General features: G+C 57.0%; 26 protein-coding genes. 16 read left to right on the top strand and 10 right to left on the bottom strand.

Translation table 11 applies throughout. The annotated features are described in order from the left end of the window. Positions 1–33: 33 nt before the first annotated feature. A complete protein-coding gene (scpA, locus tag AAC621_RS03790) occupies positions 34–2,163 on the bottom strand; it encodes a methylmalonyl-CoA mutase (protein WP_340252388.1) in 2,130 nt (709 codons plus the stop codon). Positions 2,164–2,297: 134 nt separating this feature from the next. Between scpA and AAC621_RS03785 the strand changes: the two genes are divergently transcribed. Beyond that, entirely contained in the window at positions 2,298–2,729 is a 432-nt protein-coding gene (locus AAC621_RS03785; protein WP_340252386.1) for a DUF4174 domain-containing protein, read from the top strand. A 21-nt stretch (positions 2,730–2,750) separates the two neighbouring features. Here the strand turns inward: AAC621_RS03785 and AAC621_RS03780 are convergent, their stop codons facing one another. The 5 genes from AAC621_RS03780 to AAC621_RS03760 form a co-directional block, all read right to left on the bottom strand. Then, positions 2,751–4,796 carry an acetyl/propionyl/methylcrotonyl-CoA carboxylase subunit alpha gene (locus AAC621_RS03780; RefSeq protein WP_340252384.1) on the bottom strand — a complete coding sequence of 682 codons (2,046 nt, stop codon included), beginning with the start codon at positions 4,794–4,796 and terminating at the stop codon, positions 2,751–2,753. Between the two features lie 113 nt (positions 4,797–4,909). Continuing rightward, positions 4,910–5,116, bottom strand: a complete 207-nt coding sequence (locus tag AAC621_RS03775) for a hypothetical protein (RefSeq protein WP_340252382.1) — start codon at positions 5,114–5,116, stop codon at positions 4,910–4,912. A 280-nt stretch (positions 5,117–5,396) separates the two neighbouring features. Beyond that, the gene (locus AAC621_RS03770; RefSeq protein WP_340252380.1) at positions 5,397–5,771 is read right to left on the bottom strand and encodes a hypothetical protein; all 375 of its coding nucleotides are present in this window, start codon (positions 5,769–5,771) and stop codon (positions 5,397–5,399) included. Between the two features lie 54 nt (positions 5,772–5,825). Continuing rightward, positions 5,826–5,972, bottom strand: a complete 147-nt coding sequence (locus AAC621_RS03765; RefSeq protein WP_317656231.1) for a hypothetical protein — start codon at positions 5,970–5,972, stop codon at positions 5,826–5,828. Positions 5,973–6,131: 159 nt separating this feature from the next. Then, a complete protein-coding gene (locus AAC621_RS03760; RefSeq protein ID WP_340252378.1) occupies positions 6,132–7,664 on the bottom strand; it encodes an acyl-CoA carboxylase subunit beta in 1,533 nt (510 codons plus the stop codon). 214 nt (positions 7,665–7,878) lie between these two features. Here AAC621_RS03760 and AAC621_RS03755 point away from each other — a divergent pair, with 214 nt between their 5' ends. The 9 genes from AAC621_RS03755 (at position 7,879) to AAC621_RS03715 (ending at position 16,403) form a co-directional block, all read left to right on the top strand. After that, positions 7,879–9,096, top strand: coding sequence for a multidrug effflux MFS transporter (locus AAC621_RS03755; protein ID WP_340252376.1), 1,218 nt, complete (start codon positions 7,879–7,881; stop codon positions 9,094–9,096). A gap of 91 nt (positions 9,097–9,187) precedes the next feature. Beyond that, positions 9,188–9,973 (top strand): 5'/3'-nucleotidase SurE, encoded by a 786-nt coding sequence (gene surE, locus AAC621_RS03750; protein WP_340252374.1) that lies wholly within the window; start codon positions 9,188–9,190, stop codon positions 9,971–9,973. A gap of 6 nt (positions 9,974–9,979) precedes the next feature. Next, positions 9,980–10,621, top strand: coding sequence for a protein-L-isoaspartate(D-aspartate) O-methyltransferase (locus AAC621_RS03745; RefSeq protein ID WP_340252372.1), 642 nt, complete (start codon positions 9,980–9,982; stop codon positions 10,619–10,621). Between the two features lie 134 nt (positions 10,622–10,755). Beyond that, positions 10,756–11,964 (top strand): peptidoglycan DD-metalloendopeptidase family protein, encoded by a 1,209-nt coding sequence (locus AAC621_RS03740; RefSeq protein ID WP_340252370.1) that lies wholly within the window; start codon positions 10,756–10,758, stop codon positions 11,962–11,964. A gap of 30 nt (positions 11,965–11,994) precedes the next feature. Continuing rightward, complete coding sequence (locus AAC621_RS03735) at positions 11,995–12,321, top strand: DMT family transporter (protein ID WP_340252368.1); 327 nt, start codon at positions 11,995–11,997, stop codon at positions 12,319–12,321. Positions 12,322–12,431: 110 nt separating this feature from the next. After that, entirely contained in the window at positions 12,432–13,787 is a 1,356-nt protein-coding gene (gene proS, locus AAC621_RS03730) for a proline--tRNA ligase (RefSeq protein ID WP_340252366.1), read from the top strand. An 11-nt stretch (positions 13,788–13,798) separates the two neighbouring features. Continuing rightward, positions 13,799–14,371, top strand: a complete 573-nt coding sequence (locus AAC621_RS03725; protein ID WP_340252364.1) for a peroxiredoxin — start codon at positions 13,799–13,801, stop codon at positions 14,369–14,371. Positions 14,372–14,404: 33 nt separating this feature from the next. After that, on the top strand, positions 14,405–15,718 hold the full coding sequence (locus AAC621_RS03720) for a lipoprotein-releasing ABC transporter permease subunit (protein WP_340252362.1): 1,314 nt from the start codon (positions 14,405–14,407) through the stop codon (positions 15,716–15,718). Further along, a complete protein-coding gene (locus AAC621_RS03715) occupies positions 15,711–16,403 on the top strand; it encodes an ABC transporter ATP-binding protein (protein WP_340252360.1) in 693 nt (230 codons plus the stop codon). The genes AAC621_RS03720 and AAC621_RS03715 overlap by 8 nt, the downstream gene beginning before the upstream one ends. Here the strand turns inward: AAC621_RS03715 and AAC621_RS03710 are convergent. Together AAC621_RS03710 and AAC621_RS03705 are read right to left on the bottom strand one after the other, a co-directional pair. Next, a complete protein-coding gene (locus tag AAC621_RS03710; protein ID WP_340252358.1) occupies positions 16,400–17,317 on the bottom strand; it encodes an alpha/beta hydrolase in 918 nt (305 codons plus the stop codon). The two genes, AAC621_RS03715 and AAC621_RS03710, sit on opposite strands and share 4 nt — an antisense overlap. Further along, positions 17,314–17,607: an SCP2 sterol-binding domain-containing protein gene (locus AAC621_RS03705; RefSeq protein WP_340252356.1), complete on the bottom strand. Its 294-nt coding sequence runs from the start codon at positions 17,605–17,607 to the stop codon at positions 17,314–17,316. Before AAC621_RS03705 ends, AAC621_RS03710 begins: the two co-directional genes overlap by 4 nt. Before the next feature lie 68 nt (positions 17,608–17,675). Here AAC621_RS03705 and AAC621_RS03700 point away from each other — a divergent pair, with 68 nt between their 5' ends. The 5 genes from AAC621_RS03700 (at position 17,676) to AAC621_RS03680 (ending at position 22,724) form a co-directional block, all read left to right on the top strand. After that, the gene (locus AAC621_RS03700; protein ID WP_340252354.1) at positions 17,676–18,296 is read left to right on the top strand and encodes a tetratricopeptide repeat protein; all 621 of its coding nucleotides are present in this window, start codon (positions 17,676–17,678) and stop codon (positions 18,294–18,296) included. 46 nt (positions 18,297–18,342) lie between these two features. Then, the gene (locus AAC621_RS03695; protein WP_340252352.1) at positions 18,343–21,129 is read left to right on the top strand and encodes a helicase-related protein; all 2,787 of its coding nucleotides are present in this window, start codon (positions 18,343–18,345) and stop codon (positions 21,127–21,129) included. After that, positions 21,126–21,500 carry an RNA-binding S4 domain-containing protein gene (locus tag AAC621_RS03690; RefSeq protein WP_340252350.1) on the top strand — a complete coding sequence of 125 codons (375 nt, stop codon included), beginning with the start codon at positions 21,126–21,128 and terminating at the stop codon, positions 21,498–21,500. The genes AAC621_RS03695 and AAC621_RS03690 overlap by 4 nt, the downstream gene beginning before the upstream one ends. 57 nt (positions 21,501–21,557) lie before the next feature. Next, positions 21,558–21,893: a ferredoxin FdxA gene (gene fdxA, locus AAC621_RS03685; protein WP_317656208.1), complete on the top strand. Its 336-nt coding sequence runs from the start codon at positions 21,558–21,560 to the stop codon at positions 21,891–21,893. Between the two features lie 318 nt (positions 21,894–22,211). Further along, positions 22,212–22,724, top strand: a complete 513-nt coding sequence (locus AAC621_RS03680; protein ID WP_317656207.1) for a CarD family transcriptional regulator — start codon at positions 22,212–22,214, stop codon at positions 22,722–22,724. A gap of 57 nt (positions 22,725–22,781) precedes the next feature. Here the strand turns inward: AAC621_RS03680 and AAC621_RS03675 are convergent, their stop codons facing one another. After that, on the bottom strand, positions 22,782–23,546 hold the full coding sequence (locus AAC621_RS03675) for an adenosylcobinamide-GDP ribazoletransferase (protein ID WP_340252348.1): 765 nt from the start codon (positions 23,544–23,546) through the stop codon (positions 22,782–22,784). 87 nt (positions 23,547–23,633) lie between these two features. On the opposite strand from AAC621_RS03675, the gene cobT reads away from it, so the two are divergent. Beyond that, on the top strand, positions 23,634–24,644 hold the full coding sequence (gene cobT / locus AAC621_RS03670) for a nicotinate-nucleotide--dimethylbenzimidazole phosphoribosyltransferase (protein WP_340252346.1): 1,011 nt from the start codon (positions 23,634–23,636) through the stop codon (positions 24,642–24,644). On the opposite strand, the gene AAC621_RS03665 is transcribed toward cobT, so the two are convergent. Next, on the bottom strand, positions 24,641–26,611 hold the full coding sequence (locus AAC621_RS03665; RefSeq protein WP_340252344.1) for a cation:proton antiporter domain-containing protein: 1,971 nt from the start codon (positions 26,609–26,611) through the stop codon (positions 24,641–24,643). The two genes, cobT and AAC621_RS03665, sit on opposite strands and share 4 nt — an antisense overlap. Positions 26,612–26,666 lie beyond the last annotated feature (55 nt).

The raw sequence follows: 26,666 nt of genomic DNA, 5'->3' as shown, positions 1-26,666 counted from the left end.
TTCAAGGGGTTTTGCCAAAGGCGCGCTGCAAAACTATCCCCGTGCCTCGCGGATAAGGTGCAGAATATCGGCAGCTGCGGCGGGGATGTTTGTGCCAGGCCCAAAGATTGCCTTGACCCCTGCAGCCTTGAGGAAGTCGTAATCTTGCTGCGGGATCACGCCGCCGCAAATGACGATGATTTCCTCGGCACCTTGCGCCTTGAGCGCGGCGATCAATTTGGGTGCTAGGGTCTTGTGACCTGCCGCCTGACTGGAAATGCCCACGACATGGACGTCATTATCGATGGCATCTTGGGCCGCCTCATCGGGCGTTTGGAACAGGGGGCCGACATCCACATCAAAGCCTATATCAGCAAAGGCAGTGGCGATCACCTTGGCGCCGCGATCATGGCCATCTTGGCCCATTTTGACCACCAACATGCGGGGGCGGCGGCCTTCTTCCTCTGCGAAAGTTTCGACATCTTTTTGAATTTGTGCAAAGCCCGCATCGCCTTCATAGGCCGCGCCATAGACCCCTGCGAGAGTTTTGACCTCGGCGCGGTGACGCCCGAATGTTTTCTCCATCGCCATGCTGATCTCTCCTACGCTGGCCCTTGCGCGTGCCGCATCAACGGCCGCTTCGAGAAGGTTGCCACCCTCTGTTGCGCGGCGGGTCAATTCGGCCAAGGCCGCCTCAACCGCCGCCCCGTCTCGGGTGGCGCGGATATTCTCAAGCCGCGCGATTTGTGACGCGCGCACCTTGTCATTATCGACTTCGAGAATGTCGATCTGGTCTTCTTTTTCTTTGCGATATTTGTTGACGCCCACGATCACCTCTTGGCCACGATCAATCATGGCTTGGCGTTTGGCGGCGGATTCCTCGATCCGTAATTTCGGCAGACCCGAGGCCACCGCTTTGGTCATGCCGCCCATGTCTTCGACTTCCTCAATCAGTTTCCAAGCGGCTTCGGCGAGGTCATGGGTGAGCTTTTCGACATAATAAGACCCAGCCAACGGGTCGACCACATCGGTCACGCGTGTTTCTTCTTGCAGCACCAATTGCGTGTTGCGCGCGATACGTGCCGAGAATTCGGTGGGCAGCGCAATCGCCTCATCAAGCGCATTGGTATGCAGGCTTTGCGTCCCGCCCAAGACCGCTGACATGGCCTCATAGGCGGTGCGGATCACATTGTTATAGGGGTCTTGCTCTTGCAGGCTTACGCCCGAAGTCTGGCAATGGGTGCGCAGCATTTTCGAGCGGGGATCTTTGGGGTCAAACTCGTCCATGATCCGCGACCAGAGTAGGCGCGCGGCGCGCAGCTTGGCGATTTCCATGAAGAAATCCATGCCAATGGCAAAGAAAAAGCTGAGACGGCCCGCGAATTTGTCGACATTCATGCCGCGCGCAATCGCAGCGCGCACATATTCGCGGCCATCGGCCAAAGTATAGGCCAATTCCTGCACCAAATTGGCGCCTGCCTCTTGCATATGATAGCCCGAGATTGAGATCGAATTGAACTTTGGCATCTCATTGGAGGTATATTCGATGATATCCGCCACTATCCGCATCGAAGGCTCTGGTGGATACACATAGGTGTTACGCACCATGAATTCTTTGAGGATGTCATTCTGGATCGTGCCAGACAGGGCGGCTCGGGACACGCCTTGCTCCTCGCCTGCTACGATGAAATTGGCCAAGATGGGGATAACGGCGCCATTCATCGTCATCGACACCGACACTTGATCGAGCGGGATGCCATCAAAGAGGATTTTCATATCCTCAACGCTGTCGATGGCCACGCCTGCTTTGCCGACATCCCCCTCGACACGGGGGTGGTCGCTGTCATAGCCGCGATGGGTGGCGAGGTCGAAGGCGACCGAGACGCCCTGCTGCCCCGCTGCAAGGTTCTTGCGATAGAAGGCGTTTGACTCTTCGGCAGTTGAGAAACCCGCATATTGGCGGATCGTCCAAGGGCGGCCCGTATACATCGTGGCCTTTACCCCCCGCGTGAAGGGTGCAAATCCGGGTAAATTCCCCATATGGGGCAAGTCTTGGATGTCCTCTTGGGTGTAAAGCGGTTGGACAGTGATCCCCTCAAGCGTTTCCTTGTTCAAACTCTCACGCGGCTTGTCGCGCAATTCTTTCGAGGCGAGCTCTTGCCAGTCTTTTTTGGTCACAGTCATATCCGTCTTCCTCTGTCCTTCATCTGCGGCGCAAATCCTTGTGGCGGAAATGCTTGTTTGGCGCAGTTTCTAGTAGCTTCGGCCTTTGGTTTCGTAGCTTAGGCCCTATATGTCTTTCATCAGCAGGAGGCGTGATGAAACGGGTTCTTTCCTTCGCGATTGCAGTCTGGATGGCATTTGCCCCCAATGGCATATGGGCCGATGAGGGGGGAGAGTTGCCGATTTTGCGGGCCGAAGATGTCAGTCTGGATGACTATCTGTGGACAGCGCGACCGCTGATTGTTTTCGCCGACACCGAGGCCGATCCGCGATTTGCGGAACAAATGGCGCGGCTTTCGGCGCGCCCCGCCACGTTGTTGGAGCGCGATGTTGTGGTGATCATCGACACTGATCCCGATGGCCAAAGTGACATTCGCAGCACCTTGCGCCCGCGTGGTTTTGCAGTCGTGATTTTGCAAAAAGATGGCCGTGTTGGCCTGCGCCGCCCCAGCCCGCGCGATGTGCGCGAACTGACCCGTGCGGTTGACAATTTCGCCCTGCGTCAGGACGAGTTGCGCAACCGCTAGGCTTTGGGCGGCAAGGGTCATTTATTCGAACTCCATGATCACATCATCAACCGCAAGGCTGTCGCCTGCCGCGGCGTTGATTTTGGCCACAACACCCTTGCGCTCGGTGCGCAGGATGTTTTCCATCTTCATGGCCTCAACCGTGCAAAGGGCCTGACCCTCTTGCACTTCTTGGCCTTCCTCAACGCTGAGTTTCACCATCAATCCTGGCATTGGGCAAAGCAGAAGGCGCGAAGTATCTGGGGGCAGCTTTTCAGGCATAAGGCGCGCAAGCTCGGCTTGGCGCGGGCTGCGAATGAACAGTTTGAAATCCGCGCCCCGCGTGCGCACGCGGAAGCCCTGCGGAATTTTTGACACTTTCACAGTCAATGGGCTGCCATCGACAGTCAGTTTTGCCAACATCGTTCCGGGCCGCCAATCAGATGTCACTCGTATGTCTTGACCATCATCAAAGCGAATTGTGGCCCCGTCATGATCTGCCGTAATGGTCACGGGCCATTCTGTTTCACCCACGCGCGCAACCCAATGATTGGCAACCACACGCTCGTGATTGTCCATCCGACCCGAGACGCGGGTGCGGCGGATTTCGCTGACGCGATACATTGCGGTTGCGGCGGCCACGACACGGCGCATTTGATCCTCAGGCAAGGTCACGCCTTCGAAGCCTTCGGGATATTCCTCGGCGATAAAGGCCGTGGTCATATCACCTGCCACGAATTTCGGATGATCCATCACGGCTGAGAGGAAGGGTAGGTTGTGGCCAATCCCCTCCAACTCGAACCCGTCTAGGGCGTGGCGCATGGCCTCAATGGACTCTGCCCGCGTTGGGGCCCAAGTGCACAGCTTGGCGATCATCGGGTCGTAATACATGCTGATTTCGCCGCCTTCGTAGACGCCCGTATCGTTGCGTGTCGCCGTATCGCCCTTGGGGGCATCGCCCTGCCATTTGCCACTTTCCAACAGCGGCCCCGCAGCCACTTCGACAGGGAGACGATAGCGGGACAGGCGGCCGATTGAAGGCAAGAAGTTCCGATACGGGTCTTCTGCATAGAGGCGGCTTTCCATGGCCCAACCTGTCAGCGTCACATCCTTTTGCGCGAAAGGCAGTTTCTCGCCATAGGCGACACGGATCATCTGCTCGACCAGATCAACGCCTGTGATCAACTCGGTCACAGGATGCTCCACCTGCAAACGGGTGTTCATCTCAAGAAAGTAGAAATTGCGATTGCCATCGACAATAAATTCCACTGTGCCCGCACTTGTATAATTCACGGCTTGGGCCAAGGCCACGGCCTGTTCGCCCATGGATTTGCGGGTGGCTTCATCCAAGAAGGGCGAGGGGGCTTCTTCGATCACTTTTTGGTTGCGGCGTTGGATTGAACATTCGCGCTCGCCTAAATAGACGCAATTGCCGTGACCATCGGCGAGAACCTGAATTTCGATATGGCGCGGCTGGGTTACGAATTTCTCGATAAAGATGCGGTCATCCCCAAAGGAATTGGCCGCTTCGTTCTTGGAGGATTGGAACCCTTCGCGTGCCTCGTCATCATTCCATGCAATGCGCATCCCCTTGCCGCCGCCGCCCGCGGAGGCCTTGATCATCACGGGATAGCCGATCTCATTGCTGATTTTGACCGCTTCTTCAGCATCTTCAATCAGCCCCATATAGCCCGGAACAGTTGAGACGCCTGCCTCTTGGGCGAGTTTCTTTGAGGTGATCTTATCCCCCATGGCCTCAATCGCGCCTGCGGGTGGTCCGATAAAGGCCACGCCTGCGGCCTCGAGGGCTTCGGCGAATTTCTTATTTTCTGACAAGAACCCATAGCCGGGATGCACGGCCTCGGCACCCGTTGCCTTGATGGCGGCCATCACCTTATCGATGACGATATAGCTTTCATTGGCGGGGGCGGGGCCGATATGCACCGCCTCATCTGCCATTTGAACATGCAGCGCGTTGCGATCCGCATTGGAATAGATCGCCACAGTGGCGATGCCCATTTTGCGCGCGGTTTTGATGACGCGACAGGCGATTTCGCCACGGTTGGCAATCAGAATTTTTTTGAACATGGGTTCACGTTCCTTCCTTTTGGGCCAAGCTGGCCGTCTGTCTCATACCAAAAAGCCGCGTGCGGGGCGGTTCCCCACACGCGGCGATTTGAATTTTTACGTTTTGCGCTGGTTTAGCGGCGGCACAGCCCCACATCGTCACAAAGCGCACCACCTGCTGCGCCGACAATGGCGCCTGTGGCAATGTCGCCATCCAAGATAACAGCTGCACCAGCCCCCGCAGCGGCGCCAACGCCCGCGCGCTCAATATCTGAGGAGACGCAAGCCGAAAGCACTGCGCCAACAAGAACGATGCCGAAGAGTTTGAGTGTTTTTTGCATATTGGATCTCCTGTCCGATGACTGCCTCTATGCGCAAATAATACATGGTTTATCCATACAATCCTAGAGGGTCGACGCGCGAGGCGCACCGACCCTTTCGAAGGGGAATAGATGGAACATCTTGGGGCCGTATGGGCCCCGCTGCAGCGGCTAGAATAGGAGATAAAATCCGTTGCGTGATCAATGATATGGGCAGGTGGCTGCTGCGCTTCAAGCGGGGAAGCGGGCGCAGATTTGGCATCGGCGGCAATTCGCTGAAATCTGTCGAAGATGGGCAGATTCATGCCGATCGCCCCTCCCAAACGCCTGATCCGTCAAAGGCTTCGGGGAAGGCGGCCTGTGCGCGGGCCACATCAATCCGCAAAAGCGCATCATAGCTTTCTGGATCAAACGGGTCTTCGGCGGCGATGATTTCGCGCCCGAACAGCCACGACAGGCGACCTGCATCGAGATTTCCCCGCTCGAAAGGGGCCTCGCCAAAATAGAGCCACAACGCCTCCATGAAGGCTGCATCTGCGCGGCGATCTGCGGCTTTGCGATCCGCAAAACGCTCGCGGCGTTTAAGGGGGGTGGCCCCTTCACGGCTTTCACGGCGGATGGTGAAGTGATAATCGGTGCCTGGAAGGCGCGAGGGGAAACCGCGATGTTTGATCATGGCCGCACCTCGTAAGGAGCGGCCATCGTGAACCCAAACCGATTATAGCGCGGTTCAGCGGTATTTGTTGTAAACAGGCTCTGGCATAATTGGCGCAGGCTCGACATAGATAACTTCGTCTTGCACAGGCGCCCGTTGTGCACAGCCTGCAAGGCTGGCCAAACCTGCCGCAACCAGAATAATTTTGATGCTCGCTGACATCTTGCTCTCCTCAACTTTGTTATAGGCGCAAATTCGCTTCCGAATTCGCGCAACGCTTTGGCCATGAACTCGTGGCTTGCGCGCATCATATACGCAGTCAAAGGAAATTCCCAATATAAATTAAACATGATTTTCATGTCCGTGATGGGCCGTTCTGTCCTAGAGCGGGATATTGTCGTGCTTCTTCCATGGCATGCTGCGCTTTTTGCTACGAAGCATGGCAAAGGCTTTACAAACCCGCTTGCGGGTGGATTGCGGTTGGATCACCTCGTCAATGAACCCACGCTCTGCGGCCACGAAAGGATTGGCGAACCGATCCTCATAATCTTTGGTGCGCTGCGCGATTTTTGCGGCATCGCCCAACTCGGAACGATAGAGGATCTCGGTGGCACCTTTCGCGCCCATAACGGCCACCTCTGAAGTGGGCCAAGCGTAATTCACATCGGCGCGCAGGTGTTTCGAGGCCATCACGACATAAGCACCCCCATAGGCCTTGCGGGTGATGACAGTGACTTTTGGCACGGTTGCTTCGCCATAGGCAAAGAGCAGCTTTGCGCCGTGCTTGATCACCCCGTCATATTCCTGCTTCGTGCCTGGCAGGAAGCCTGGAACATCCACCAAGGTCAGGATCGGGATCTCGAAGCAGTCACAAAAGCGCACGAAGCGGGCGGCTTTGCGGCTCGAGTCGATATCAAGAACACCCGCCAGCACCATCGGCTGATTGGCAACGACACCCACGGTCTGCCCCTCAAGGCGGATAAAGCCCGTGATAATGTTCTTCGCGAAATTTTCTTGGATCTCGTAAAAATCGCCCTCATCCGCGACCTTTTCGATCAGCTCTTTCATATCATAGGGCGTGTTGGGGTTGTCGGGGACGAGCGTATCAAGGCTCTCTTCAATCCGATTAGGCGTATCGTAGAAGGGGCGGACTGGGGGTTTTTCGCGGTTGGATAGCGGAAGGAAATCAATCAATCGGCGCACTTCTGAGATGGCCTGAACGTCATCTTCAAAGGCGGCATCCGCGACCGAGCTTTTCTTGGTATGTGTCGAGGCGCCGCCCAATTCTTCGGCTGTGACGACCTCGTTGGTCACAGTTTTCACAACATCTGGCCCTGTGACGAACATGTAAGAGCTGTCTTTGACCATGAAGATAAAATCAGTCATCGCGGGGCTGTAGACCGCACCGCCCGCACATGGCCCCATGATCAGGCTGATCTGAGGAATAACGCCTGAGGCCTCAATATTGCGTTGGAAAATCTCGCCATAGGCGGCCAAGGAGGCAACTCCTTCTTGGATGCGCGCACCGCCTGAGTCGTTCATGCCGATCACAGGCGCGCCATTTTGCATGGCCATATCCATAATTTTGCAGATTTTCTGCGCGTGGGTTTCCGATACGGAACCGCCAAGCACGGTAAAGTCTTGGCTAAACACATAGACCAAGCGGCCATTGATGGTGCCCCATCCCGTGATCACACCATCCCCGCGTGGCTTGCTTTTGGCCATGCCAAAATCAGTGCAGCGATGGGTGATGAACATATCATATTCTTCGAAGGAGCCTTCATCGAGCAACAGTTCGATCCGTTCGCGTGCGGTCAGCTTGCCTTTGCTGTGCTGGGCATCAATGCGCTTTTGCCCGCCTCCCAAACGCGCCTCCGCGCGGCGATCCTCAAGCTGTTGCAAAATATCCTTCATCAGGTGATCCTCCTTCGTGCCGCGTCATGGGGCGGTCCCACAATTCCGTTGACCTTACGCAATCTGATGTGATCGGGCGAGTCTTCTGTGGCATATTTGCAAATTACTTCGCTTTGCTTTTAATAATTTTGCAAATCTGCAAATATTCAAAGCGTTGCCGCCATGTGCGGATTTTGAACTAGACAGTTTAGTCAAACAGGCTTAGCGATGAGCTATGTCTAACATCCCTCCGCAGCGGTTCTTAGACCGCAGCACGGCCCCATCCATTTTTACATTGATCGTGTTCACGGGCTTGGGCGCGTTGTCGATGAATATATTTCTGCCGTCTTTGCCGCAGATGGCCGAGTATTTCGGGGCGGAATACGGCGTGGTTCAGCTTTCTGTGGCGCTTTATTTGGGGGTGAACGCAGCATTGCAACTCTTGGTTGGTCCGCTCTCTGATCGCTATGGCCGCAGGCCTGTGATGCTTGTTGGGGTGGCGATCTATTGCTTGGCCAGTTTGGGGTGTCTTTGGGCGCCAGATGTCATCACCTTTTTGGTGTTTCGCATGATCCAAGCCAGCGTTGTTGTGGGTTTGGTGTTGGGCCGAGCTGTGGTGCGTGACCGTTACCCTCGGGATCAAGCAGCCTCAATGATCGGGTATGTCACCATGGGTATGGCGATTGTTCCAATGGTTGGCCCCGTCATCGGCGGCGCTTTGGGGCAAGCCTTTGGATGGAAGGCCAATTTCTGGCTTTTATTCGGGGCAGGCCTCGTAATCCTGCTCTTGGCATGGGCTGATTTGGGCGAGACCGCGCGCAAGGGGGAAGGGCGGTTGCGGGATCAATTCGCGCAATATCCCACTTTGCTGCTTTCGCGCCGCTTTTGGGGCTATAGCTTATCGAGCACTTTGGCCTCCGGCGCTTTTTTTGCCTATTTGGGCGGTGCGCCCTTGGTGGGGGCGCGCATCTTCGGTCTAGAGCCTGCATTGCTTGGCCTGTTTTTTGGTGCGCCCGCTTTGGGTTATTTCTTCGGTAATTTTATATCGGGGCGCTTCTCCGTGCGCGTGGGCGTTGACCGCATGATCCTATGGGGCGCACTGATCACCGTTGCAGGTCTTAGCACGGGCTTGGGGCTGTTTTTCTTGGGCTATAAAACCGCACTGGTCTTTTTTGGCTCAATAACCTTTGTCGGCCTTGGAAATGGGATGGTGCTGCCGAATGCGACATCTGGGATTATGTCGATCAGACCTGACCTGGCGGGCACGGCTTCGGGACTTGGTGGCTCGATTATGTTGGCGGGTGGGGCCAGTCTTTCTGCGCTTTCGGGCGTCATTCTGTCTCAATCGGATCAGGCCTATCCGCTGATTTATTTGATGCTCGCTTGCGCTATTGGCGCCGCCGCTTCGGCGATCTACACGGCGCGGCGCAATCATGCGCTTCGGATCAGTTAGACGATCCTCACAGCGCAGCTCTGCCCTTGTCGTGCGCCGCCCCCTTCGCTAACAACACTCACAGAACGATAGCCGTGAAGGAGTGCGATTGATGCGAATTCTGATTACCAATGATGATGGCATCAACGCGCCGGGTCTAGCCAGCCTTTACAAAATCGCAACTGATCTGGCAGGCCCTGATGGCGAAGTTTGGACGGTTGCCCCTGCCTTTGAGCAGTCAGGTGTCGCACATTGCATCTCCTATGTGCATCCTACGATGATCGCTGAACTTGGCCCTAAAAAATTTGCCGCTGAAGGCACGCCTGCGGATTGCGTTTTGGCGGGGCTTTACGATGTGCTTCAAGACAGCCCGCCAGATTTGGTTTTGTCTGGCATCAATCGCGGCAATAATTCTGCTGAGAACGTGCTCTACTCTGGCACGATTGGCGGTGCGATGGAGGCGGCTCTGCAGGGCTTGCCTGCAATCGCTTTGTCGCAATATTTCGGGCCGCAAAATGCCCATCTTGAAAACCCGTTCGAGGCTGCCGAGGCGCATGGCGCAGATCTTTTGCGCGCATTGTGGCAGCAGGCGCATTGGGATCAAAATGACTATCGGCTGTTTTATAACGTGAATTTCCCACCCGTTGCCGCAGCGGATGTGAAAGGGCGCCGCGTTGTTGCGCAGGGCTTCCGCCGCGAAACAAGCTTTAAAGTCGAGGCTATGATCGCTCCCAACCAGCGCCGCTTTTTGTGGATCAAGGGCGGCGCGCAAGATGTGCCGACCCAGCCCAATACGGATGCCCATGCCAATTTGGCAGGTTATATCTCAATCACGCCAATGCGCGCAGATTTGACCGCCCATGATGCGCTGTCAGATCTGAAATCGCGCCTTGAGTGATCCAATATGAGCGATCTGGCCGAACGCAAAATGCAGTTTCTTTTCACCTTGCGCTCCAAGGGGATCAGCAATACGCGTGTTTTGGCAGCTATGGAAAAAGTCGATCGCGGCATGTTTGTGCGCGGCCATTTCGCGGATCGGGCCTATGAAGATATGCCGTTGCCGATTGCCTCGGGTCAGACCATCTCGCAACCCTCCGTGGTCGGGTTGATGACCCAAGCCCTTGAGGTGAGCGAACGTGATAAGGTTTTGGAAATTGGCACAGGGTCTGGATATCAGGCTGCGGTGCTGTCGCATCTGGCGCGCCGCGTCTATACGATCGACCGCCATCGCAACCTGACCCGTGCCGCGCAAGAGGTGATCACGGCGCTTGGTATTCCCAATGTCACTGTTGTGACAGGAGACGGGTGTTTTGGGATGGAGGAGCAAGCCCCGTTTGATCGTATCCTCGTTACGGCCGCGGCCGAAGATCCGCCGACACCCTTATTGGCGCAGCTGAAGGTGGGCGGCATCATGGTGCTGCCTGTGGGGCAATCCGATCAGGTGCAAAGCCTGATCAAGGTTGTGCGCCATGAGGACGGGTTTGACTACGAAGAATTGATGCCTGTGCGCTTTGTCCCGCTTGTCGAAGGCTTGGCCGAGACATAAAGCGCGCAATAACGCGGGACAAAGGGTAGAAACGACCCGCATCTTTGATATATATAGTTGAGCGTAAAAAACGTGCAGCGGTGAAACCGATGCCCTCCCTCTGGCTGAGCGGCCAGAAGCTGAAAGAGCAGATGATGAAACGCAAATTTTCGGTGGCGCGCCACTTGCCTGTGACCAATATTCTCGCCTTCGGGCTGAGCGCTGCGCTATTGTCGGGCTGCGTTGGTGAGGTCAGCGATTTGGATTTTGATTTCCGTGGAAACGCAATTTCCAACACGGATGTCAGCGCCACAGCTCCACGGCCTGAACCTGATGCGCAAGGTTTAATCACCTATCCCAATTATCAGCTTGCTGTCGCGCGGTCTGGTGACACAGTGCGCAGCGTGGCATCGCGCATCGGTATTGATGCGGACAGCTTGGCGCGATTCAATGGCCGCACAGCGGATGATCCGCTGCGCCTGAACGAGATTTTGGCCTTGCCGCGCGATGCGCGTGTGGGCAGTGGCGGTGCGGGGCGTGACATCACGCAGATTGCAAGCTCGGCCATTGATGCGGCTGAGACACGCAGCCCGCAATCGCCCGCCGTGCAATCTGGTCAAGAGCCTGTGCGCCACCGCGTGACACGCGGAGAAACGGCCTATTCCATTGCGCGTCTTTACAATGTCTCTGTGCGCGCCTTGTCGGATTGGAACGGGCTTGGCCCCGATCTTGAGGTGCGTGAGGGGCAATATCTCATCATCCCATTGGCCCTAGAAACCGCCACGGGCAACATTGCCGATGGGGCGGTGCCTGGTGCCTCGACCCCACCCCCACCGCCTTCTGCAAGCCAAGCTTTGCCAGCCCCCATCACAAGTGAAACGCTGCCCGCGCAACCAAGCGCGGCCGCACCTGCAAGCAGCACTGCGCCTGCGCCGCGCCCCGCGACCCAAAGCAGCGCACCTGCGCCTGCACCTGCTGCACAGCCGCAAGCAGCCGCGCCCGCAGTGGCAGATGCAGGGGGGGCTTTGTTACGCCCCGTATCGGGCAATATCATCCGTGTCTTCTCGGCCAGCAATGAGGGGGTTGATATCGCCTCGGCAGTTGGCACGCCCGTGCGTGCCGCCGAGGCGGGCGAAGTGGCGGCGATTACCCAAGATACGGATCAAGTGCCGATCTTGGTTTTGCGTCATGCTGATGGGTTGCTGACCGTTTATGCCAATATCCGCGACATCACCGTCTCGCGCGGGGATCGCGTCAGCCGCGGTCAAACCATTGCCGAGGTTGGGCCTGGTTCGCCGTCCTTCTTACATTTTGAGGTGCGGCGCGGGTTCGAAGCCATCGATCCGATGCCCTTCTTTGACTAACCCTCTCTCGGGTAGAAGGCAGCTTACCCCATGCATTGGATCTATCTTACCATCGCGATATGCGCTGAAGTTGCGGGAACAAGCGCGCTCAAGGCCTCTGATGGGTTCACACGGGTTTTGCCATCTATGGTGGTTGTGATCAGTTACGGCTTGGCCTTTGTCATGCTTTCACAGGCCTTGCGCGTTTTTGATTTGGCCGTGGCCTATGCGATTTGGTCAGGGGCCGGGATTGCCGCAATCGCACTGGTGGGACTGTGGGTTTATGGGCAAAAACTTGACCTTGCGGGCATCATTGGGATTGGCATGATCGTGGGCGGCATCGTGGTGGTGCAGCTTTTTTCCAACAGCACACATTAGCATCTTGGCCACAGGCCCCTTGCCGCATCGCGGATGATGGCCTAAGCGGTTTTGTCAAACGTATTGCGCCTGATTGAGAGGGCGCATCATCATAATCCAAGAGGATCGCTATGCGCCTGACCCGCTATTTCCTGCCCGTCCTGAAAGAAACGCCCTCCGAGGCGCAGATTGCAAGCCACCGCTTGATGCTGCGCGCAGGCATGATCAAACAGGCCAGCGCGGGGATCTATAGCTGGCTTCCTTTGGGTTATAAGGTTCTCAAGCGGATCGAGACGATCGTGCATGAAGAGCAGGTGCGCGCAGGCCATATTCCGATGTTGATGCCCACCTTGCAATCTGCCGATCTTTGGCGCGAGAGCGGACGCTATGATGATTACGGCCAAGAAATGCTGCGCATCACCGACCGCCATGGCCGCGATATGCTCTATGGCCCGACCAATGAGGAATTGATCACTGATATCTTCCGCGCCCATGTCGGCAGTTACAAGGATTTGCCACTGACGCTCTATCATATCCAGTGGAAGTTCCGCGATGAAATCCGCCCGCGTTTCGGTGTCATGCGGGGCCGCGAATTCTTGATGAAGGACGGGTATAATTTCGATCTGACCAAAGAGGATGCGCTGCACGCGTATAACCGCCATTTGGTCAGTTACCTGCGCAGCTATGAACGTATGGGGCTGCAAGCAATCCCGATGCGCGCTGATGGCGGCCCAATTGGCGGCGATTACACCCATGAATTCCTTGTTCTGGCCGAGACGGGCGAGTCTGAGGTGTTCTATGACAGCGAAATCACGGATCTGCGCTTTGGTGATCGGGATATTGATTACGACAATGTCGACCAGTGCCAAAGTGTGCTGGAGGAATTCACAAGCCGCTATGCGCGGACAGATGAAACACATGATGCCGAGATTTTCGCGCAAGTGCCCGAAGCGCGTCAGCGCGTGGCGCGCGGGATTGAGGTGGGCCAGATTTTCTATTTTGGGACAAAATATTCAGAGGCAATGGGGGCTGTTGTCTCAGATCGTGATGGCAGTCGTGTGCCCGTCCATATGGGCAGCCATGGCATCGGGGTGAGCCGTCTTTTGGGTGCGATTATTGAAGCCAACCATGATGATAATGGCATCATCTGGCCCGAAGGCGTAACCCCGTTCCATTGCGGGATTGTCAATCTCAAGCAGGGTGATGCTGCCGCGGATGCAGCCTGTGACGAGATTTACAACACCCTCAGTGCCAAGGGTCTAGAGCCGCTTTATGATGATCGCACCGAGCGGGCAGGGGGCAAATTCGCCACGATGGACTTGATCGGCCTGCCATGGCGCATCACTGTTGGCCCGCGTGGCCTTGCCAATGGTGTGGTTGAATTGACCTCGCGGCGCACGGGCAAAAGCGTTGAGATGAAGCCAGAAGATGCGATTGCGCGCTTGGTCGAGATTTACGCCCCGCATTTCGGGCATATCCAGAACTGAGGAGCGCGGCCATGTCTGCATCTGCCAAGCACGGGCTTGAGATTGATTGGTCAACCATCCCTGCGCCTGTTGATGATGGCGCGGCAGATCACTTGCGCGGTATGACCTTGCCTGATGTATTTTTGCCTGCCACTGATGGGGTGGTCGTCTCTTTGGCGGCGCTTCAGGGGCGGAGCGTGATCTTTGCCTATCCGCGCACGGGACGGCCTGATGTCGCGCTGCCAGACGGGTGGAATGACATACCCGGCGCGCGGGGCTGCACCCCGCAATCTTGCGCGTTTCGTGATCTTCACGCAGATTTGCGCGCGCTTGGGGTCGATCATCTTTTTGGCCTTTCAACTCAAGACAGCGCCTATCAGGCTGAGGCGGTTCTGCGTCTGCATTTGCCCTATGCGATGCTATCGGATCAGGGGCTTGCACTGCGTGATGCGCTGCGGCTACCCAGTTTTGAGGTCGCGGGGGAGGTATTGTTGAAGCGCCTGACCCTGATCTGTCGCGATGGGGTGATCGAAGATGTGATCTATCCCGTGTTTCCGCCTGACGAAAACGCGCGCCAAGTTGTAGAGCGCCTCAAGAAGGCCTAAATCAGGGCAAGGAAGCCCTGCGAAGGAGTGGTCATGACCACCGCTGCCACCGCCCACCCCGCCCCTCGTTCCCCGCGCCCGTTTGCGCGGTTTGAATTTATGATCGCCTTGCGCTATCTGCGCGCCCGCCGTGCTGAGGGGGGCGTGTCCGCGATGACATGGATCAGCTTTCTTGGCATCACTTTGGCCGTGGCGGCGCTGATTGCGACCCTCTCGGTGCGGGCGGGGTTTCGATACGAATTTGTTGGCACGATTTTGGGCGCGAACCCGCATATTTCGGTCTATGGTGCGCCCAATTACAGCGCAACAGGCGCGATGAGCCGCGAGATTTCGTATTACACAGATATTGCTTCGGCAATTGCAGCGCTAGATGGCGTGGCCCATGTGGCCCCCGTGGTCACGGGGCAGGTGATGGCCGCCGCTTTTGGCCGCAATGCGGGCGTTGAGGTTGTGGGGATCACAGGCGCAGATTTGCGCAGTCTGCCCCTTGTCGCGGACCCAGAACGCGCATGGGGCGATCTGGATCAATTTGATCAAGGTGTCGCCATCGGCTCGGGCGTGGCGCTGGAATTAGGGGTGGTGGTTGGGGATCAAATCCGCCTGATTTCGCCCGATGGGGCGCGCACCGCTTTTGGCACAAGCCCGCGGATTGTGAATGCTGAAGTGGTGTATATTTTCCAAGTGGGCCGTTTCGACATCGACCGCGTGCGGGTCTATATGCCACTTGATCAAGCACAGCCCTATTTTAACCGCGAAGGTCTGGTTGATCGCATCGATGTGATGCTGGACGACCCCGAACAAGCAAATGCGGCCGTGACCCCTGTGCTGGGTGCAGCGGGGCCCATGGCAACAGCGTGGACTTGGGAAGACAGTTCTGGCGCCTTTTTGCAAGCGTTGCAAATGGAGGACAATGTGATGTTCATCATCTTGTCGATCCTCGTGATGATTGCCACGCTCAATATTGTTTCTGGCCTTATCATGTTGGTTAAAAACAAGGGGCGCGATATTGGGATTTTGCGAACAGTTGGCCTTACGCAAGGGGCGATTTTGCGCGTCTTTTTCATTTGTGGGGCCTCTGTAGGGGTGGCGGGAACGCTATGTGGCGTGGCCCTTGGGTCGGCCTTCGCGATTTATATTGATCCCATTTTTGCTGCTGTGAATTGGATGGCAGGGGGCGGGGTCTGGGATCCTTCGGTTCGATATCTGTCGCAATTGCCTGCCCGATTGGAGATGGGCGATATTCTTTCCGCCATGTCCCTGTCGCTTGGGTTGTCATTTTTGGTGACGATTTTCCCTGCGCGCCGTGCCGCACGAATGAACCCTGTGGAGGCGCTGCGCTATGAGTGATCAGCCTGTGCTGCGCCTTGAGAAGGTGGAAAAGTCCTATAACCTTGGTCGTCCCAATGAAACGCGTGTTTTGTCGGGTGCGGATCTGCGCATTCATGCAGGCGAGATTGTTGGGCTCATTGCGCCGTCAGGTGCTGGTAAATCCACGCTTTTGCATATCGCGGGCCTGCTTGACACGCCTGACGCGGGGCAGGTTGATCTCTGCGGTCAGGCCATGGCGCGCGCGACTGATGCGGCGCGCAGTGCCGCGCGGTGCCGCGATCTGGGGTTTGTGTATCAATTTCACCATCTCTTGCCTGAATTCAGCGCGCTTGAGAATATCGTGCTGCCACAATTGGCCCTTGGCCATGGTGAGGGGGCCGCGCGGGCACGCGCCGCCGCCTTGCTTGATCGTGTTGGCCTCTCGCAAAGGGCGCAGCATCGCCCCGCCCAAATGTCGGGAGGCGAGCAGCAACGCGTGGCAATTTGCCGTGCTTTGGCTAATGCACCACGGATGCTTTTGGCGGATGAGCCAACGGGTAATCTTGATCCTGATACGGCGGATATGGTGTTTGATATGCTGCTTGATCTGGTGCGCGCCTCCAACATGGCCGCACTTGTGGCCACCCATAACCACGCCTTGGCCGCGCGCATGGATCGGGTGGTGGTGTTATCCCAAGGGCAGATTGCCCCGCATCGCCCCTAAGGGGCAACGCGCCCCAAAATCTGGGCTATGGCGCGCAAGGCTTGATCGCGCAGGGGATCAGTTTCCATCAACACCTCATGCGCGGCGCCTTCAATGTCAAGAAATTGACCATCAGGCCATGTCGCCATGATATCTGCAATTCTTTCGCGCGAGACCACGCGCTCATCCGTGCCGACATAGCCAAGGGTCGGAACACCTTTTGGCGCGGGCAGTGCGGCAAGGGCCTGACACTCGGTCAAGGCATGATAGACCCATGAAATGGAGGCCCCCCCAAGGGTCAGCAGCGGGTCTGCCTTAGCTTGTTCCTTCATCCAATCGAGACGCGCCTGATCATGGGTGAGGGGATTGCCTTCAAATACCATCGGCTCATGTGGGCCTTGTGTGGGCGCGTAGCGCGCGGCAAGGCCAATCGGCTTGGCGATGAAATAGGCAAGCTTTGCCAAGATCCGCAAGACGTGGCGCAGTTGAATGTCCCACATTGGCGCAGAGAACACCGCAGCCGCGGGGCGAAACCCGTTGTGAAGGGCGCGCAGGCCGATAGCGCCCCCCATCGAATGGGCGAACATGACCCATGGCTTGGGCAAATCGCAACGCGCGCAATAGGCAAGAAACGCATCCACATCGCGTTGATATTCGGAAAAATCACCCACATGACCGATTTGTGGATCTTCTAGCAGCCGCTCCGAAAGGCCTTGACCCCGCCAATCAAGCGAGGCCATCCCCCATCCAAGCGCGGCAAAAGTTTGGGCCGCATCCGTGTATTTCTCAAGGAATTCGGTGCGCCCCGTGAACAAAAGAATTGTTCCCTTTTGCCCCTTCGGCCAATGGCCCGCCCGTAGGCGTTTGCCGTCTGCGGCGGTGATCCAACGTATATCCTTGGGCCGATCTGAGCCGTAAAACGGGGGAGGGATCACGCCAGAACCCCACCAAGGCGCATGGCGGCACTCATATCGCCCTCAAGTTTAAGTTTGCCCGACATAAATGCCATGGCGGGGTTTAATCGCCCTGCGAGGATGTCTTGGAACACCTCTGATGTTGCACGCATAGTCACATCGGCAGGTTCAGCCTCGTCACTGGGGCGCACGTCTGCGCCTTGGATAATCACGCAACCTGCCCCCTCGATCACGAATTTTGCCGCGCCATCGTAAGGTTTGACCAGTTTTTTGGCGATTGCATCCACGGCTGCGGCAATCAAATCGGACATTGGGATTTCTCTTTCATAACGCGGCCTCACCGCAAGGATTTTGAAAATCAGGACTGGATGTCGCGTGATTGGCTGCTAACTTCTCACCTATGATGTGGCTATTTCGGATCAGCTTCAACATCCTGATCGCGGTATTTTCAATAAATACGGCCCTCTGCGGTGCTGCCCTCGCCCAATCTGCCCCTGTTGCACCAAGTGAGGAGGCTGCATCCGATGCAAGGCTCGCTTCCCTGTTAAGTGAGTTGCAAAGCCCCGTTTTGCCCGATTGGGAACGGGTCGAAGCCGAAATCCTGAACCTTTGGTCGCGCTCGGGCTCTCCCGCGATGGATTTGTTGCTGCGCCGTGGCAGGCAGGCCATGGCACGGGGGGATTATTCCGCTGCATTGACCCATTTGACGGCCTTGACCGATCATGCGCCTGAATTTGCGGAAGGCTGGAACGCGCGCGCGACCCTATTTTATGAAATGGGGGATTATGGCCCAAGCCTTGATGATATCGCGCGCACTTTGGCCCTGAACCCCAATCATTTTGGGGCGCTCACGGGCTTGGGCATGATTATGGAGCAGGTCGAGGCCTATTCCCATGCTTTGGACGCTTTTCGTGCCGCGCGCGCTATACATCCGCATCGCCCCGACCTAGAACAGACAGTGGAGCGGCTGGAGCGCCAGCTTGAAGGAATCAGCCTCTAGGCAGGAGGCGGGCAGGGCTCTGCCTAAAACGGGCAAGATGGGCGGCATGACGGGCACATTGATGGGCCAAGGGCGGATCGCTGCCGTATTAGGCCCCACCAATACGGGCAAAACCCATTACGCCATCGAGAGGATGTTGGCGCATCGCACGGGCGTGATTGGCCTGCCTTTGCGCCTCTTGGCGCGCGAAGTCTATGATCGCATCGTGGCCATACGCGGCCCTTCCGTGGTCGCGCTGATCACGGGTGAGGAGCGCATAATCCCTGACCGCGTGCAATATTGGGTCTGCACAGTCGAGGCGATGCCCACAAATCACGCATGCGATTTTTTGGCTGTGGATGAAATCCAACTTTGTGCTGATCCAGAGCGGGGCCATGTTTTTACCGACCGCTTGCTTCGTGCGCGGGGCCTGCATGAGACGTTGTTTCTGGGCGCAGATACAATGCGGGGCGCAATCGCCGCGCTTGTGCCGAAGGCGCAATTCCTGAGCCGAGAACGCTTTTCGGAACTGACCTATACTGGTTCAAAGAAACTGTCGCGCATGCCGCCGCGCTCGGCCATTGTCGGGTTTTCGGTTGAAAACGTCTATGCCATTGCCGAGCTTTTGCGCCGCCAAAAGGGCGGTGCTGCGGTTGTGATGGGTGCGCTTAGCCCGCGCACGCGCAATGCACAGGTCGATTTGTATCAAAACGGCGATGTTGAATTTCTGGTGGCAACCGATGCCATTGGCATGGGGCTTAATCTGGATATCAAACACGTGGCCTTTTCAGGTTTGCGCAAATTTGATGGCCGCAAGATGCGCGATTTGGCTCCGAATGAATTGGGCCAGATCGCGGGCCGTGCGGGCCGTCATACATTGCCAGGCACATTTGGTGTCACGGGCGAGGCAAGCCCATTAGATGATGAAGTGGCCAAAGCCATCACCGAGCATCGTTTTGCCCCCATCCGTAAATTGCAATGGCGCAACAGTCGCCTGTCATTTGGATCAATTTCGCGTCTTTTGATGTCTTTGGAGGCGCAAACCGACAATGAATGGCTGACGCGGGCGCGTGCAGCCGATGATGTTATCGCGCTGCGGACGCTTTCGGAACGGGCCGATGTGACCCATCGGATCAGAGATGCCCAAGATGTGCGGCTTTTGTGGGATGTATGCTGTATCCCTGATTTTCGGGGGATCAGCCCCGCCGAGCATAGCAGCCTCTTGGCGGGTATCTTTCAATATTTGCATGAATTGGGCCGCGTGCCTGATGATTGGCTTGCGCGGCAGGTGAAGCGGATTGATCGGCAAGATGGCGACATTGACACATTATCGAAACGCTTGGCTTATATCCGCACATGGACATTTGTCGCACAACGTGCTGCTTGGGTGGATGATGTCGCGTATTGGCGCGAGGAAACCCGTGCGGTAGAAGACCGCTTGTCAGATGCGCTCCATGAGCGACTGACCCAAAGATTTGTCGATCGGCGCACATCGGTTTTGATGCGGCGATTGAAACAGAAGGAGAGCCTTGTGGCCGAAGTGAATGAAAACGGGGAAGTCACCGTAGAGGGCCAATTCATTGGTCGTTTGGACGGGTTCCGCTTCCGCCAAGATAGTGCTGCCACCCCTGATGAGGCGAAAACCTTGCGCCAAGCCGCCGTGGCTGCCCTCAAGCCCGAGCTGCATCTGCGCGCAGATCGTCTGTATAATGCGCCCGACACGGAATTTGACTTCACCGAGCAAGGTGGGCTGATGTGGGGCCAATCTGCGGTTGGCAAACTCACTCTTGGCAGTGACGCAACACGCCCCTTGGCTGAGGCCTTTGTTGACGAGGATGCTGGCCCCGAGGTTATCCAGAAAGTGCAGCGGCGCTTGCAGCATTTTATTGATCGCAAAATTGCAGCCCTGTTTGAGCCCATGTTGGCGATGCAAAAAGATGAGGGCATCACGGGGCTTGCGCGCGGTTTTGCCTTCCGCCTGTCTGAGGCCATGGGCATCTTGCCGCGCAGCGATGTCGCAGAAGACGTCAAAGCCCTTGATCAAGAGGCACGCGCGCTCTTGCGCAAACATGGGGTGCGCTTTGGTCAGTTCACAGTATTCATGCCTGCCTTGCTAAAGCCTGCGCCGACACGGTTGCGTTTGGTTCTATGGTCGTTGGCGGGCAAGTTGGATCAATTCCCCGAAAGCCCCCCTCCGGGGCTGGTGACAATCCCCAATGACGCAGAAGCGCAAGAGGGGTATTTCACAATGTCAGGCTACCGTCCCGCTGGCACGCGTGCCATCCGTATTGATATGCTTGAACGTCTCGCGGATATGCTGCGCAAGGAAGACAGCCGCGCAGGGTTCGAGGGCAATGCAGATATGCTGTCCATCACGGGCCTCACGCTGGAGCAATTCGCGGATTTGATGACAGGTCTTGGCTATCGCGCTGAGAGGGGCGAACGGGTGAAGGTTAAGGCCGTGGTTGTTGCCCCCGCCGAGATCGCAGCACCTGATACCGCCACGGATGCTGAACCCGGTGAAACCACCCCTCAGCCAACCGCCGAAGTGCCACAGGTGGCAGATGCTGCTGCACCCGATGCCCCAGAAATGGAAGTTTTCTATAACTTCAAATGGGCGCCACCACGGCGGGATCGTAAACCAAACCCGCGCCGCGAAGGTGCGGGTGAAACGGATGGATCAGGACGGCCTCCGCGCAAAAGTGGCAAGCCGCAGCGTGGGCCCAATGGGAAGGGTCAGGGCGGCAAGCCCGAAGCAGCGCGCAGTTTCAGTGCCAAGCCCGAGAAAAAAGATCGCATTGATCCCGATAACCCATTTGCGCAGGCCTTGATGGGTCTGAAGGAGAAAGGTTGACCCAACCCCGCCCGACCTTGCGGATTGATAAATGGTTGTGGCACGCGCGGTTCTTCAAAACCCGCAGCCTCGCCACCCGTATTGTTGAGGAGGGGGCGGTGCGGGTGAACAGCGCGCGGGTTACCAAACCCGCAACTGCCATCGGCGCGGGGGATGTTCTGACCTTCGCTCAAGGCCAGACTGTGCGCGTGGTGCGGGTTATATCCTTGCCCGACCGCCGCGGCCCCGCCTCGGAGGCGCAGGCCTGTTACGCCGATTTGAGCGAGATCAAAGAAACTGTTCCAGAAAAGCCCCAATCGGAGGGACATGGACGCCCCTCAAAACGCGAAAGGCGACAGGCTATTTCTTTGCGCCAAGGGGTGCTTGAATGATGCGCGACAGGGCAGTAAACCCATGCCGCATGATCTTTTGAAAAGAGTGATGACCCTATGACCTATGTCGTGACCGACAATTGCATTGCCTGCAAATATACAGACTGCGTTGAGGTATGCCCCGTGGATTGCTTCTACGAGGGCGAGAATATGTTGGTCATCCATCCAGACGAATGTATCGATTGCGGCGTCTGCGAGCCTGAATGCCCTGCCGATGCGATCCGCCCCGACACTGAGCCAGATATGGAGCAGTGGGTTGAGTTTAACCGCAAATGGTCAGAAGCATGGCCTGTGATCATCACCAAGAAAGACCCGCTGCCCGAGGCAGAGGAGATGGACGGTAAGCCGGGCAAAATGGATCTCTTTTCCGAAAAGCCCGGTGAAGGTGGTTAAATAGCAAACAAGGGCGCGGCGATTCTGGTGCTGATTCGCCTGTGTTCTGTTTGTGCTGGCCTTTATTTGTGCGCAAATTTATCTGAAAAAATAGGGATACGGGCGCAGGTCTGCTGCGCCAACTTTGAATCAGCGTAATTTTGTGTTAAATTGCCGCTGCAAACTTTTTTGGAATCACTGCCCAAACCAACATATTCACGGGCTTAGGCCATCGCCTCACATTCCGTAACTATCGCCAATGTAGAAAAGCAGCTCTTTTCTGCATGCGGTTTTTTCGGCTGATTGCCATGGGTGGCCCGTGCAAAGGAAACACTGCTTATGAGCAAGTCGCGTAAATCGCAAGAATTCAGCCCCAATGATTATGTGGTCTATCCCGCCCATGGTGTGGGTCAGATCATCTCGATTGAAGAGCAAGAGATTGCTGGCATCAATCTGGAGCTGTTCGTGATCTCGTTTGAAAAAGACAAAATGACCCTGCGGGTGCCAACCGCAAAAGCCACTGAGGTCGGAATGCGCTCGCTGTCGAGCCCCGATGTCGTGTCCAAGGCGCTAGATACGCTGAAGGGTAAGGCGCGGGTGAAGCGGGCCATGTGGTCGCGCCGTGCTCAAGAATATGAGCAAAAGATCAATTCGGGCGATTTGATCGCAATTGCCGAAGTGGTGCGCGATTTGCATCGTGCGGATGACCAGCGTGAGCAAAGCTATTCTGAGCGTCAGCTGTATGAAGCAGCGCTTGAGCGTTTGACCCGCGAGTTGGCAGCCGTGCAAGGCATGGATGAGCGCGGCGCGCAGCAGCGCGTGGATGAGGTTTTGACCGCCCGCGCGGCCTAAGCCATTTCTTGAAACATTGGATGCGCCGCGTGAAGGGATCTTCGCGCGGCGTTTTCGTTATAAGACAGCTGCAATTGTCGCCAAGGCGACAATTTCGGTGATCTGTTGGCTTGCCCCCAACACATCCCCCGTTTGCCCGCCGATTTTGGCCTTAGCCAACAGACCAAGGCCAAATGCCGCCAAGGCCGCAACGCCAATCACCAAGAGGCCCGAAAGCGGCCCGATGAGGCCCAATGTTATCAGGCAGGCAAGGATAGCCGCGCCGCCCGTGGTGACGTTAGACGGGGTTCCCACGCTGCGCGACAGGCCCGTGGCGCGGGGATTGGGCAAAAAGCGCATGAGCACGACCATGGGAGCGCGGCTCAATGCGGCGATGGCAATTAAGGCAAGCGGGGCTTGCGGTAAAACCGTGATGATTAGGCTTGCGCGAAGCAGCAGCGATAAGGTCAGGGCAATGACGCCGTATACGCCCACATGACTGTCTTTCATGATGGTCAGGCGATCTTCCACGCTCCATCCGCCCCAAAACCCATCAGCCACATCCGAGAGACCGTCCTCATGCATCGCGCCTGTGCTGAGGATGAGGGCGGCAAGCGCGATTATGCCTGCAACGCTAAGCGGCAGGCCCAGCCCCAAAGCCGCACCGCCAAGCCCCATCCCAATCGCGCCGATAGCCGCGCCGACAAGCGGATAGGCCCATGCGGCCTCTGCGCCGCGCGTGTAATCGGGTTTGAACGGCAGGGAAAGGCGGCTCAAAAGCGCAAAGGCAACGGCGATATCGCCTAGTTTTGGTCGGTTTCCATGCAGAAAGTTATGGGTCATTCTTGCGATGTTCCTGTTGTCCCCGCCATTGTCTATCGGATAGGGGGGGCAGCACGCAATCCTTTGATCTGGTGGACAAAGCTCGTCATGCAATTTGAGACCCTTTCCGACATTCACGCGGCCCTTGTCGCAGCCCCCAAACCTGATGCAACCGCGTTGGAGGCTGCCGAGTTGCGCAACAGCCAATTGACCAAGCCCCCTGCCGCATTGGGGCGGCTTGAGGAGGTGGCAATCTGGTATTGCGGGTGGCGCGGCAATGCGCGCGCGCAAATTGACGCCCCACAGGTGATTGTCTTTGCAGGGAACCACGGGATCACAGCTCAGGGCGTCAGTGCCTTTCCCGCTGAGGTCACAGTGCAAATGGTTGCTAATTTCGAGGCAGGCGGTGCAGCGATCAATCAACTGTCCAAGCTTGCTGGCGCGCAGATGGATGTTCATGCGCTTGATCTGGAACAGCCAACCGCAGATTTCACGCAAGGCCCTGCAATGGATGAGGCCGCATTCTTGACTGCCTTCTTAACAGGCTGGGGGGCCGTTGATCCAACCTCTGACCTTTTGGTGGTGGGGGAAATGGGGATTGGCAACACCACCGCGGCTGCGGCGATGGCCTGCGCGCTGTTTGGTGGCACGGGGGCCGATTGGGTTGGTCGCGGCACGGGCGTGGATGATGCGGGCCTTGCGCGCAAGGCGGATGTGGTGGCGCGGGGGATTGCCGCAAACCCTGAGGCGCGGAGCGATCCATTGACGGCTTTGCGATGCTTGGGCGGGCGCGAGATTGCTGCCATGGCGGGCGCGATTGCTGCGGCGCGCGCAAACTGCATCCCCGTCATCCTTGATGGATTTATCTGCACCGCGGCAGCCGCCTGTTTGGAGCAGGCCCATAAGGGTGCATTGGATCATTGTGTGGCAGGCCATGTTTCGGCTGAGGGGGGGCATCGCAAATTGCTGGATGCGATTTGCAAAGAGCCTTTGCTGAACCTTGGGTTGCGTCTTGGTGAAGGCAGCGGGGCCGCCTTGGCCATTCAAATTGTTAAAGGGGCGCTAGCCTGCCACTCAGGCATGGCGAGCTTTGCTGAAGCTGGCGTCAGCGCGGGTTAAGAGGCATCCCGCGCACCGCCGCGCGACAGCTTGCCCGAAAGCGCGCTGGCATCACCGCGCGCGCGGCGGCGATCAGTCGGGCCTTCCCCCATGGCGTTCTCGCGCGTGGCTTCGTCTAATGCGCTGAGCAGCGCCGCCTCAAGGTTCGCGTTCAATTCGCGTGCCCGTTCCATATAGGCGGGGTTCTTAGCAATCGGCACGCCTGGTTTCCATAGTTCCGCCAAATCGCGCAGATTTTGGCGATCATGGCGGTAAAAGGCCATCTCCATTTCATGGGCCTCGTAATCAGACAGGCCCATATCCTCAAGCACATAACGCGCGGCCCGCAGTGAGCTGTCGAACATCTCGCGCACGATATGATCTGCACCTGCCTTATAAAGCTCGTAAACATGCAGCCGATCATGCGCCCGTGCGGTGATATGGAGATCTGGCCTGATGCGGCGCGCATAGGTGACAAGACGCACCGCGCTTTCCTTGTTGTCGACCGCAACGACAAGAACCTTGGCCTCTTCTAACCCTGCCGCAGTCAACAGTTCGGGGCGGGTCGGGTCGCCGAAAAACGCCTTGAAGCCAAAGCCGCGCATCAGTTGGATGACCGATAAATCGGCATCGAGCACCACCGTCTTAAACCCTGCACCTTGGACGACACGGTTGACCACCTGCCCAAACCGCCCCACGCCTGCGATGATGATGGGCGCGGTTTCCCCGATTTCATCGGCCTCGGGGGCGGTGCCTGTATCGGCCAAACGATGGGCGAGCCGATCATAGAGGATGAAGGCCAATGGCGTCAGCAGCATGGACAGCGCCACAACCAGCAAAAGCATTTCGCCGGTCGCATCGGTCATCACCGATTGCTGCACTGAGAATGAGATCAAAACAAAGCCAAACTCGCCCGCTTGTGCGAGGCCAAGCGTAAAGAGAGACAGGTCTTTTTTCCGCATGCCAAAGGCAAATCCGATAGCCAAAAGGATTATCCCTTTAAGGGCCATCATTCCCAAGGTCAGACCCAAGATTGTCAGGGGCGCGGAAAATAGCGTTCCGAAATTTATACCTGCGCCCACAGTGATAAAGAACAGCCCCAAGAGCAGGCCTTTGAATGGGGCGATATCGGCCTCTAATTCATGGCGGAATTCGGAATTGGCAAGGACAACGCCCGCAATAAACGCCCCAAGCGCGGGCGAAAGCCCCACCAAGATCATCAGGGCCGCAATACCAACAACGATCACTAGCGCCACCGCGGTATAAACCTCGCGCAAGCGTGCCATGTGGATAAAGCGGAACAGGGGGCGGGATAGGAAATGCCCCGCAAGGATCACAAGCGCGATGGCGGCAATTGTGACCAGCGTCACCCCCCATCCCGGCAGTCCCTCGACCAGTGAGAAGGAATGGGCCCCATGATCCGCCGTATCGGTTGCGCGTTGGATCGAGCCGTCTTGCGCAAAACCTAAACTGCCCGACACGGCCAAAAGGGGAAGAAACGCCAACATCGGAATGACTGCAATATCTTGGGTCATAAGCACAGAAAACGCGCCGCGGCCGCCGTTGGTTTTCATCAATCCCTTTTCGCTGAGCGTCTGTAGCACAATCGCGGTCGAAGACAGGGCCAAGATCATCCCTGTTGCCAAGGCCAATTGCCATTGCAAGCCAAAGAGCAGCGCGACCTCTGCAAGCGCAAAGGTCGTCAAAACAACCTGTGCCCCGCCCAAACCGATCAAACGTTGCCGCATATCCCACAGATTGCTCGGCTCTAGTTCTAGACCGATCAGAAACAGCATCAGCACCACGCCAAATTCGGCGTAATGTTGGAGGTCATCCGTGTCCGACCCAATATACCCAATCAATGGGCCAATCGCGATGCCAGCAAGCAAATACCCCAAGACCGATCCCAGACCAAACCGCACGGTCAAAGGCACAGCGATGACCATTGCAGAAAGATAGATTGTCGCCTGTAAAAGCAGGCTTTCCATCGGCCTGTCCTTTGCGTGGGGGAGGTTGCGTTCGTCTTGAGTGCAACTTTGACAC

This window comes from Roseobacter sp. HKCC-CH-9208, assembly GCF_037805125.1.
GTDB lineage: Bacteria > Pseudomonadota > Alphaproteobacteria > Rhodobacterales > Rhodobacteraceae > M30B80.
This window is presented reverse-complemented; position numbering and strand designations above follow the sequence as displayed.

Coding starts and splice junctions, on each gene's coding strand:
- AAC621_RS03745 (WP_340252372.1), top strand. CDS start 9,980: ATGAGCGATCTGGCCGAACGCAAAATGCAGTTTCTTTTCACCTTGCGC.
- AAC621_RS03680 (WP_317656207.1), top strand. CDS start 22,212: ATGAGCAAGTCGCGTAAATCGCAAGAATTCAGCCCCAATGATTATGTG.
- AAC621_RS03765 (WP_317656231.1), bottom strand. CDS start 5,972: ATGTCAGCGAGCATCAAAATTATTCTGGTTGCGGCAGGTTTGGCCAGC.
- AAC621_RS03720 (WP_340252362.1), top strand. CDS start 14,405: ATGACCACCGCTGCCACCGCCCACCCCGCCCCTCGTTCCCCGCGCCCG.
- AAC621_RS03755 (WP_340252376.1), top strand. CDS start 7,879: ATGTCTAACATCCCTCCGCAGCGGTTCTTAGACCGCAGCACGGCCCCA.
- AAC621_RS03715 (WP_340252360.1), top strand. CDS start 15,711: ATGAGTGATCAGCCTGTGCTGCGCCTTGAGAAGGTGGAAAAGTCCTAT.
- AAC621_RS03740 (WP_340252370.1), top strand. CDS start 10,756: ATGAAACGCAAATTTTCGGTGGCGCGCCACTTGCCTGTGACCAATATT.
- AAC621_RS03770 (WP_340252380.1), bottom strand. CDS start 5,771: ATGATCAAACATCGCGGTTTCCCCTCGCGCCTTCCAGGCACCGATTAT.
- fdxA (WP_317656208.1), top strand. CDS start 21,558: ATGACCTATGTCGTGACCGACAATTGCATTGCCTGCAAATATACAGAC.
- AAC621_RS03705 (WP_340252356.1), bottom strand. CDS start 17,607: ATGTCCGATTTGATTGCCGCAGCCGTGGATGCAATCGCCAAAAAACTG.
- proS (WP_340252366.1), top strand. CDS start 12,432: ATGCGCCTGACCCGCTATTTCCTGCCCGTCCTGAAAGAAACGCCCTCC.
- AAC621_RS03675 (WP_340252348.1), bottom strand. CDS start 23,546: ATGACCCATAACTTTCTGCATGGAAACCGACCAAAACTAGGCGATATC.
- AAC621_RS03665 (WP_340252344.1), bottom strand. CDS start 26,611: ATGGAAAGCCTGCTTTTACAGGCGACAATCTATCTTTCTGCAATGGTC.
- AAC621_RS03725 (WP_340252364.1), top strand. CDS start 13,799: ATGTCTGCATCTGCCAAGCACGGGCTTGAGATTGATTGGTCAACCATC.
- cobT (WP_340252346.1), top strand. CDS start 23,634: ATGCAATTTGAGACCCTTTCCGACATTCACGCGGCCCTTGTCGCAGCC.
- AAC621_RS03695 (WP_340252352.1), top strand. CDS start 18,343: ATGACGGGCACATTGATGGGCCAAGGGCGGATCGCTGCCGTATTAGGC.
- scpA (WP_340252388.1), bottom strand. CDS start 2,163: ATGACTGTGACCAAAAAAGACTGGCAAGAGCTCGCCTCGAAAGAATTG.
- AAC621_RS03780 (WP_340252384.1), bottom strand. CDS start 4,796: ATGTTCAAAAAAATTCTGATTGCCAACCGTGGCGAAATCGCCTGTCGC.
- AAC621_RS03775 (WP_340252382.1), bottom strand. CDS start 5,116: ATGCAAAAAACACTCAAACTCTTCGGCATCGTTCTTGTTGGCGCAGTG.
- AAC621_RS03760 (WP_340252378.1), bottom strand. CDS start 7,664: ATGAAGGATATTTTGCAACAGCTTGAGGATCGCCGCGCGGAGGCGCGT.
- surE (WP_340252374.1), top strand. CDS start 9,188: ATGCGAATTCTGATTACCAATGATGATGGCATCAACGCGCCGGGTCTA.
- AAC621_RS03735 (WP_340252368.1), top strand. CDS start 11,995: ATGCATTGGATCTATCTTACCATCGCGATATGCGCTGAAGTTGCGGGA.
- AAC621_RS03785 (WP_340252386.1), top strand. CDS start 2,298: ATGAAACGGGTTCTTTCCTTCGCGATTGCAGTCTGGATGGCATTTGCC.